Consider the following 8,231-nt stretch of genomic DNA (forward strand, 5'->3'; position numbering starts at 1 on the left):
CCCCTGCGGTGGGGTGTTCTCCCGTCAGCCCTGGGCGGAATGCGGGCTTGCGTCGGCCGGGGAGTTCGGCTACTTGTGCCCTCGCTGTAGCGGTTCTGCGCGATTAGCTCAGCTGGATAGAGCGTTGGCCTCCGGAGCCAAAGGCCACAGGTTCGAATCCTGTATCGCGCGCAGAGGGAAGCGCCCGGGATGCTTGGGGATTTTTCCCGAGCATCTCGGGCCCTGACCCCCGCTCCGGTACCCCGCCCACCTGTTGCCCACTTGAGTCGCTCTCTGACCGCCAATCTGGTCAGGGGGAGAGCGGTGACGCATGTGCCATATGCGGTGGAGGGTGTGCGATGAGCCGCCCTTCTTCCGGGCCTGGCTCGGTTAACGCGCATCCTGAGCGCGAAGACTCCTCTGCTGGCGGCGTTCTCCGGCTGGCTGAGGGGCCTGCTGACGTCGCCGGTGGCGCGGCGCTTCGTGCTCGAGCAGCGTCTCTCCGCCATTTCGTCGGTTGCCGTCGCCCACTTCGATTCCGTGGGCCGCCTGCGGGTCGTTCCTGGGGCTGCGCACCAGGTCTTCGCGCAGCAGGTCGAAGCGCTCGCGATCGACGCCCTCTCCTTGTCCACGCCGACGGACCCGGAGCCCGAGGAATTCTCCGAATCGGGCTTGCCCTGGCCCTTGTCTGCACGGGCCTGGTCCACCCACATCCTCAACGCCGACAGCTTCAAGTCCCTCGCCACTTGGGACGTTGTCTTTCCCTCCACCAACACCAGCCTCACTGTCCCGGCCTTGAACTCCTCCGTGTAGCTACGCCGGGGGCTTGGTGGCTTCTCTACTTCCCTCATGTGGGACACCGCACCTGCCTCTTCCTTGGTGTCGACTGAAGCGGATCACGCCCAGGGGCCCAGAACGGCTCCGTGAAGTCAGAGGTGCTGTCGCCCAGGGGAGGGCCGAGTCCGAGAAGTTGGCACGTGGCCTGGGCGCTGCCGTCCTCAAGGTGATGGGCGAGCAGCTCCAGCCAGATGGGCTGCGCTACAACGGCATCAGGCGGCAGCGGTGAGTGGGGGGCACGGGGACAGAGTGGATACCGGCATAGGTGCTCTCCTCAGCACCCCATCGTGCCTGGACGAGCCTCACACGGCGCAGACCGTGGCCTCGACTGGATCAAATACCGACGATGTTCAGACGGCCAACTCCACAGTCACCCTCGTAGCCATCGATGATGACCAAGAGCTTTCTGCCCTTAGGCAGATCCCGAAGAACGACGTGCGACGTGTATCCTCCGCTTGAGCGATCATCGTTGCAGGCATAGACAACGCCCGTATCCCCGGCGTGGCGAATTTCCAGCACCGTGTCGTACGGCGAACCTCCAGTTGAGAAGGCATAGCTTCCCGTGACGGGGACCGTCCAGGTATACGCCATATCCGGCGACGCCCCGGAGCCACAGGTTGTGCGCCACTCGTTGTTGGCGGTGCAGCTGTTGAAAGTCATTACTGGGGAGCCCAGTGCGCTTCCGAGGTGCCCTCCGAACGTTGCCTGGGACACCGCGTTGTCCTCTTCGGCCACCGTGTCTCCACGAGATGGCGATTCGGCGGTTGGAGGCTCGATGTACTCGCTGGCCTCGTCGTCGAGCGCCGGACCACATGCGCCCAACAGCAATGCCCAGCCCGCCGCGTACAGAACTGCGCTTCTCTGGTTTGCCATGACTGCACCTCGGGTAGGGGGTGTCCTTGGCGGAGAGTCTCGGCCAAGAGCGGTCAGGCACAGGATGTGGTGCTTGACTGCTCTATGATTGTGTTGGGGTGGGGCGAGCACCACTGTCTGGGATGCCAGGGTCAACCTCGCGTAACGGACACTCTTGTTCTTGGCAGACGAGAATGCCCGGCTCCGCTCTCATGAGGATGCGCAGAGACTGGAGGCGAGGAGAACGATGGTCGCAGATGCGTCAGCGCACCTTCTGTGCTCCAGGCCGCTGCTATCGGCGCTGGGGCTGGTTGTAGTGCTCCTGGAGATAGCTGGACTTCAGCGCCAGGTCGCGTGCGAGGTCATCTAGACATGATCCGCAGATGAGCACCCTGTGCTCCATGACCTTCCCTGTTCGCGGGTCAGTGACAACGCCTTCAATCTGGGTGGCGGCGTTGCGGATAGGGTTTGCAGGCGACACATCATGCCGCACCGGAATTAGCTCCCCCTTGCACCGCGGGCACAGCGTCGAGTCGACCTCGCTCATTCAGGACTCCCCTTGTCGGTGAAATTCTGCCACAGGCCCTGCTGCGCAGGGCTCAGGCTCCACGCGCGGCGTCGCGGTGCGTCCGCTCCAACTCGCCCGCCTCTGTGAAGATGGCGGAGAGTCGGTACGCGGGACATGTCACTTGGATGGTGGGAGGAGGCGTCGCGGTGCGGCCCATACCCGGGCGCAGGGTCTACGAGGAAGACTTCCTCCGGAACCGAATCTGGCAGGCTGAGGTGCTGGTCCGGAACGCGACGAAGGCCGGGCCCACGAAGTCCCGGGCGGGCCTGGTGACGCCGGCCTACAGGAAGGGACGTGTGCCGTGACGTGCCTGGAGGAGCCCGGGACTCGAGTGTGCGTGGACGAGCACCGCGCCATTGGCCAACGACAACCCGAGGACCTCCAGCGGGCCGAAGCATGCCCCGGGGCGCGAGGGGGCCGTTCTCACGGGGCGCGAAGGACCTCCGCCTTCAGTTGGACGAGCCGCCGCTGGATGCGCACCACAACGCCGACGCACAGCACGGTCGCTAGCAGGAACATGGCGCTCTGCGCGATTTGGGTGCGGCGCAGCGCATCGAAGCTGATACCCACGATTTCGCCGAGGAGGACCATCGACTGGTTCCACACGCCCAGCGTCAAGGTGAGCAGCCCTATGCACCACCATGCGCGTATCAGGGTCGTTCGGCTGGCTGCGCCCCCCAGGTCGAGCCAGAGGTCGCGGAGAATCTGATAGGGTTTGAAGAGGTTCATGCCCGGGACGAACCAGGACAGGATGGCCCAGCGAGGAGAGGCCTGGCTGACATCAATCAGTCCCGCGATTCGGACCGCCCGGTACTGCCACGTCAGGAAGTAGACCGCGCTGAGCAGCCATATCACGGCTTTGGCGATGCTCACGGCCGTGATGCTCATTGCATAGATGGAGATGGCCTCGGTCCGCGTGTAGCCGATTGCTTGGACGAAACTGAAGACCCAGATTCTCACGGCGATGTGGGCGAGCTCGGCGACCGCTTGGAGGCCGATGCCGCAGGTCGCGACGATTGCCCAGGGGGTAGAGGAGGGCAGGGGGCGTTGCCTCAGGCTCGCACGGCAGAAGGAGCACGCTCGCGCGTCGCGCTCCTGGCACTTCTCGCAGACGAAGCTTCCGCAGCGGATGCAGGTTCCCGCGGCAAGCTGGTCGGGATGCTGGACACATGCGGCATCGACAGGAGGGCTGTCTGATTTTGTCAGCATGGGGCGGGTCGCGGCGAGGTGTGGGAGTAGTGGCTCGCCGACGCGAACATTTATCATGCATATAGGGCGACGGAGGTTGTAAGTGAGTGGTGTGTGGAAGGAGCCGCTCGGTGGTTCCTGTTGGGTTTGGAACACATTAATGCGCCGTGCATTGATGGGCATCCATGAGCACACGCAAGGCGCTGTACCTCCATCCAGGCGTGAAGGGTTGGTCCTGTCAATGGGGCGATGGCGTCTTCACCAACGAGATCATGAAGGCTGGCGGCATCGTTGAGGAGTGCCGCCACCCAAGGTACTTCCGACACACACGCGGCATCCGTCCGTGCGCCGCCGTGCAGTTCGTGGTTCCTGACGGGCAAATGACCGAAATGGTCGCTCAGGGGGCGGTGCATACCGAGGGTTCCCGCGAAGACAGGGTGGAGTTGGGAGGTCCAGCCTCTTGACGCGGATAGCCAGAATGGAAATCGAAGTGCTTCGGCGCAAGTTGCTGACCAGCAAAGGGAAAATGTGTGTCGTCGATGTTTCCGAGTCCCCTTTGTTCCCTGGCTATGTCCGGACGATTGAGATTCGTGCTGAGTCGGTCGTTGGTGTTGCCTCCGAGCAATGGGGATATGCCGAGGGGGGGGCGTGGGGCAGGCGTGCCCCCCTGTCTGGAGTGACTGGGAGTATGTCGACGATGGAACCACCCGGACGCGGCTTTCCCTCCCCGGCAGCGGCGGAGTCCACGAGGTGCTGCTCCGACGAGGGCACGACGTCCCCGCCAGACTCAAGCTGCGGTATGACAACCTGGGCGACCTGGTGGAACAGTTGAACTCCACCACCACGCCCGCGATGCGGTCGACGTCATCCGCGCGCACGCGGGGATGTCTCAACCCCCGTGACTACCAGGAAGGAGTGGTGGACAGCCTGTGAGCCGAGACGACGAGAAGACCGCGCCGGCCGAGCCCCGGCGACAAGGGCCTCAGCGGTTGGCGGACCTGATGCGCAAGGCCATGTCCCAGGCCCGTGAGCAGCCTTCGGCGGGGCTGGTCCAGCTCGAGGCTGACTGGAAGCGGCGGGAGGTGGAGTTGCGGCAGGCCGAGGCGGCGGAAAGGGTTCGGCTCGAGGTCGCCCATGCCGATGCGTGGCCGCTGCACCTGAAGCTGTGTGCCGCCCCGTCGGAGGCAGTGGAAGTCCTCACCGGGGATAAGGTGTTGGAGACGGCCGCCCTCCGCGCGGCGAGGCTCGTGCTACAGGAAGGGCTGCGCACGCTGCTGCTGTCTGGCGGCACCGGAGTGGGGAAGACAGCTGGAGCGTGCCACCTCTTCCGCTCCGCGGTGCGCCACGAGCCACGCAGTGGCCAGCATCTGCCAGTGTGGGACGCGTCCGCCGGGTTCTTCGTGCGCTGGTCGCAGCTGAAGCGCGTCAGCGACGATGAGGCGGAGGACGACCAGCTTCTCCAGCGAGCCACCCGGGTGCGCGTCCTGGTGCTGGACGACGTCGATGGGTTGCCGGGCGAGGAGTTGGGCCGGCGCGACCGGGAACTCCTCGAGGAGTTGGTGGACAGGCGGGACAGGGCCGGCATGGTGACGGCGTACACCACCCACCTCTCGGTGCAGCGGAGGGAAGGCGGGCCCTCGGACTTCGCCACATACGTCGGCGCCCGCGTCGTCTCCCGCATGAGCCGCCCGGGGACGTTCCACCTGGCCGACTGCGGAAACCGGGACCTGCGCCGGGGAGCAAAGCCGTAACGCAGTCCCTGTGCGCGCTGGGCAGGGACGATAGCGGCCTTGTCCTCCTGGGTCGCGGCGGCTCTGACCTGTCGCTGGCGCACCAGCGGGGGTTGCGCGAGTACTCGCGGCGTCACGCGAGAGCGTCCAGGAAGTGGGCTGTGCGCGCGGTGCTGGAGGTTCCCTCTGAAGAGACCTTGCTCAATCCCTGTCTGGGAGGAGCGAGCCAGTACGCACGTATTCCCCCTTGTCGGTGTGAATGGCGACGAGCCCGCAGGTCGCACACGTCATTTCGACCTGGGGAGGTGGCTGTGGCATGCCCCGCTTGACCCGACTGGATTCGGGCCCCCAGATGGAGTCAGGGTCGCTCTCGCCGCCGCAGGCAATGCAGCGGAGAGAATCGAGCAGAGCCTTCCTCTCCTTTTCGTAGCCGCGATTCTCGATACCGATGAGGGCGAACAGCAGGAGGATGCCGATGCCGGTGAGCGCGAGCCACAGCGTGAAGGCATACAGAAAGTCGTACATGGACACTTCCTGGCTGGCCGGTTCTCTGTGCGGCTTCGCGACTCAGGCTGCGGGAGACGCACGGTACGTGCGCTTCGGCTCCCCCGTCTCAGTGAAGACGGCGGTGAGTCCGCACGCGGCGCACGTCGCCTGGACCAGGGCTGGAAGCTCTGGGATGGACGCGCCGTGTGAAGGAGTCGTTCGCGGCGGAGCAGACCGGGCAACCGACGGGGGGGCGAACTCCCCACCGCACTCCGGACATCGAAGCGGTTGGACCCAGCGTTGGAGTCGCAGTTGTTCGTGCCGCTCCGAGAAGATGATGCCCACGAGGACAATGACGGTACCGCTCAAGGTGATGCCCAACCACAGCGGGAATGCATCCATGCCGACCCCCTGACGAACTCACCGTATCAGGGCTTCTACCTGGTCTGCCTGCGGAGGTCGGAATGATGCGCTCCCGCGTCGACACGTGCAGGCGAAGCGCGTTGATGGCAAGGGCCAGTCGATGCAGCATCTCGGCCAGGCGGCATCCGGCACCACGGCATTCGGAGTCAGTGGTGACCAGGTGGAGGTGGAATGACCAGCCCGGAGGTGCCATCCGCGACTTCACGGGTCGGCGGTGTCCGGGCGGGTCGTGCGGTGGATGTGGTGTTCTACGGCGTCCAGCGAACTCGCTTCGGGCCGCCCTGGTCTACGCACCTCCGGTGTGCAAATGTGAGGCAATTGCCACATAGTTGTTGAGAGTCCCACAGGGTGTCGTTGCAGCAGCGGACACCGCAGGTGTACCAGCCCGGAACGCAGGCCTCCACGACCTCAAGTGGGCACGCGAGTTCGGCTCCAGGTACGGCGCTCTCGATGGACATCTCCTCGTGGGCGATGGCATCGGATGACTCTGGCGCCTCAGGGAGAGGGCCTCCGCACGCCATCACCCACACGAATCCAACCCACAACGCACAACGACGCAGTCCCACGGTAGCCATGGTTGCCTCCGCTTTGGTTTGCGTCCGCCTATCGACCAGGAGTTCGGACGCAATTCAAGAGCATCACGGCAAGTCCGAGAACTCCATGTGGCGGAATGTGAGTAGTTGCTCCAGTCAACTATTTGTCGCCTGCCGTTGTGCTTCGCCACGTTCGTGTCGGGTGGTCGGCCGCTGCTCCCGTCAGCACGGTGGCACCAGGTGCTGCCTCCGTGGATTGACGGTCGGCGTGGAATCCATGGTGGCGCGGCATGCGCCGCCTGCCGCTGAGAGAATCCAGGCGAAGTCCTCGACCCGCCGCGCCACGAACTCCACCATGGCGATTTTCTCCGTGTCCGCGGTGTAGTGGAGCCCAGGGTCCAGGTCTCTGACGCGGCGACGTGCATGGTTTCTCCGTCGAGCCAGGAGGCACTTCTCTTTGGCCCGGAGCCGCGCCTGGAAGGGCTTCGCGGCCCTCCCGATGGGCGGCATGGTGCTGGACCCGTTCGGGGGCAGCGGTTCCGCGCTTCAGCTCGGCCGGCGCGCCGAGGGCGTTGAACTCGAGGAGCGCTCGTTCGAGGTGGTCGCCCGGAGGCATGAAGCGGCGGGGCGCGAGGGGGTGACGAATGCCGCTTGATGGCGAGCGATCCGGCTCCAGGACATGGGCCAGCTCTTCAATAGTACTTCGCGCAGACGTCCCAGTTGGCCATGTAGCACTCACCCTTGTAGATGCGACCGACGCCGTGAGGGCACTTCCCCGGCTCCGATGACTTCACCTTCACCCAGCACCCAGGGCGCCGCTCCAGGTCAGAGGCAAAGTCGTCGCTTGACCATGGTGCGATGGCTTGCCCCTCCACCGTGTCGCCGCGAAGCACAACAAAGGCCACGGCGCCTCCGGCAAGGAGGAGGGCAACTGCAAGCGCGAACACCCTCTGCCGATTCATGACTCCCCTGGGGGGACGCCGGCATGGATACTGCGGTTCGGTGGACGGCGCTGCCTTGCCGCCGCTACTGCTGGGTCTGTCGACGACCTGGAGGCGCCGACCGGTGTGTCCACCCTCACGGGCTGGTACGCGCGGGCGGAGGGCGGCTACAGCCCCTCGCCGACCTTGGGCTGTTCGGATTCGCCGAGGCCGCCGCCCGCGAGCGCGTGGCGGGCGTCGGTGCGCGGTTCACGTACGGCTGGGGGCGGGCGTAGGGCGCGGGAAAGTGGGTGGGGCAATCCGATGCTTGCACTTCACTGGCTCGACGAGCAGTTCGTCGCAATAGGGGTGGTCCTCGTCCTCTCCCGGCGCGCCTACGGGGGGCTGCTCGCCCTCTCCCTGCTCGATCTCGTCGAGCTGTGGGTTTGGCAGGTCTTGTGTGCCGTCGATGCCCCCACCGCAGCCGAACAAGCCAAGTACGAACAGGCTACTGATCATGCGCTTCATGCGTCCTCCCTTACGGGTGCAATACAATTGCAGATTGTGTCACGCGCAGAGTGGTGGCGGCTAAACCAGAGTTCGTGATTCTCGAACGGCCTCAGACGGCACGCCTGAGGTCGGCTCGGCGCAGGGATGGACTGGCAGAGCGTTGGGCGTTGCGAGCAGCGAGGTAGGCATGCACCCGCACCATGAG

The 8,231-nt window shown here is 65.2% G+C and carries 8 protein-coding genes, 1 tRNA gene and 1 pseudogene; 5 read left to right on the plus strand and 5 right to left on the minus strand.

Annotated features, from left to right (window positions below):
* The first annotated feature begins 97 nt into the window (after positions 1-97).
* Positions 98-171 (plus strand) — tRNA-Arg (locus tag FJV41_RS46240).
* Positions 172-701: 530 nt separating this feature from the next.
* On the opposite strand, the pseudogene FJV41_RS55060 reads toward FJV41_RS46240, so the two are convergent.
* From FJV41_RS55060 to FJV41_RS46255, 3 genes and pseudogenes are all read right to left on the minus strand, one after another.
* Positions 702-830, minus strand: a pseudogene (locus tag FJV41_RS55060) (transposase); the annotation flags it as partial.
* A 319-nt stretch (positions 831-1,149) separates the two neighbouring features.
* Entirely contained in the window at positions 1,150-1,689 is a 540-nt protein-coding gene (locus tag FJV41_RS46250) for a hypothetical protein (protein ID WP_141649022.1), read from the minus strand.
* A 970-nt stretch (positions 1,690-2,659) separates the two neighbouring features.
* Positions 2,660-3,445 carry a DUF4328 domain-containing protein gene (locus FJV41_RS46255; protein ID WP_181791425.1) on the minus strand — a complete coding sequence of 262 codons (786 nt, stop codon included), beginning with the start codon at positions 3,443-3,445 and terminating at the stop codon, positions 2,660-2,662.
* 164 nt (positions 3,446-3,609) lie between these two features.
* On the opposite strand from FJV41_RS46255, the gene FJV41_RS46260 reads away from it, so the two are divergent.
* The 3 genes from FJV41_RS46260 (at position 3,610) to FJV41_RS46270 (ending at position 5,175) form a co-directional block, all read left to right on the plus strand.
* Positions 3,610-3,888 carry a hypothetical protein gene (locus tag FJV41_RS46260; RefSeq protein ID WP_141649024.1) on the plus strand — a complete coding sequence of 93 codons (279 nt, stop codon included), beginning with the start codon at positions 3,610-3,612 and terminating at the stop codon, positions 3,886-3,888.
* 286 nt (positions 3,889-4,174) lie between these two features.
* Complete coding sequence (locus tag FJV41_RS46265) at positions 4,175-4,357, plus strand: hypothetical protein (RefSeq protein ID WP_141649025.1); 183 nt, start codon at positions 4,175-4,177, stop codon at positions 4,355-4,357.
* Entirely contained in the window at positions 4,354-5,175 is an 822-nt protein-coding gene (locus FJV41_RS46270) for an ATP-binding protein (RefSeq protein ID WP_141649026.1), read from the plus strand. The genes FJV41_RS46265 and FJV41_RS46270 overlap by 4 nt, the downstream gene beginning before the upstream one ends.
* A 180-nt stretch (positions 5,176-5,355) precedes the next feature.
* Here the strand turns inward: FJV41_RS46270 and FJV41_RS46275 are convergent, their stop codons facing one another.
* Positions 5,356-5,679, minus strand: coding sequence for a hypothetical protein (locus tag FJV41_RS46275; protein WP_141649027.1), 324 nt, complete (start codon positions 5,677-5,679; stop codon positions 5,356-5,358).
* Between the two features lie 1,374 nt (positions 5,680-7,053).
* On the opposite strand from FJV41_RS46275, the gene FJV41_RS46280 reads away from it, so the two are divergent.
* Positions 7,054-7,251: a hypothetical protein gene (locus FJV41_RS46280; RefSeq protein ID WP_181791427.1), complete on the plus strand. Its 198-nt coding sequence runs from the start codon at positions 7,054-7,056 to the stop codon at positions 7,249-7,251.
* A gap of 535 nt (positions 7,252-7,786) precedes the next feature.
* On the opposite strand, the gene FJV41_RS46285 is transcribed toward FJV41_RS46280, so the two are convergent.
* A complete protein-coding gene (locus FJV41_RS46285; RefSeq protein WP_141649028.1) occupies positions 7,787-8,044 on the minus strand; it encodes a hypothetical protein in 258 nt (85 codons plus the stop codon).
* Between the last annotated feature and the right edge of the window lie 187 nt (positions 8,045-8,231).

It is taken from the genome of Myxococcus llanfairpwllgwyngyllgogerychwyrndrobwllllantysiliogogogochensis (genome assembly GCF_006636215.1).
GTDB lineage: Bacteria > Myxococcota > Myxococcia > Myxococcales > Myxococcaceae > Myxococcus > Myxococcus llanfairpwllgwyngyllgogerychwyrndrobwllllantysiliogogogochensis.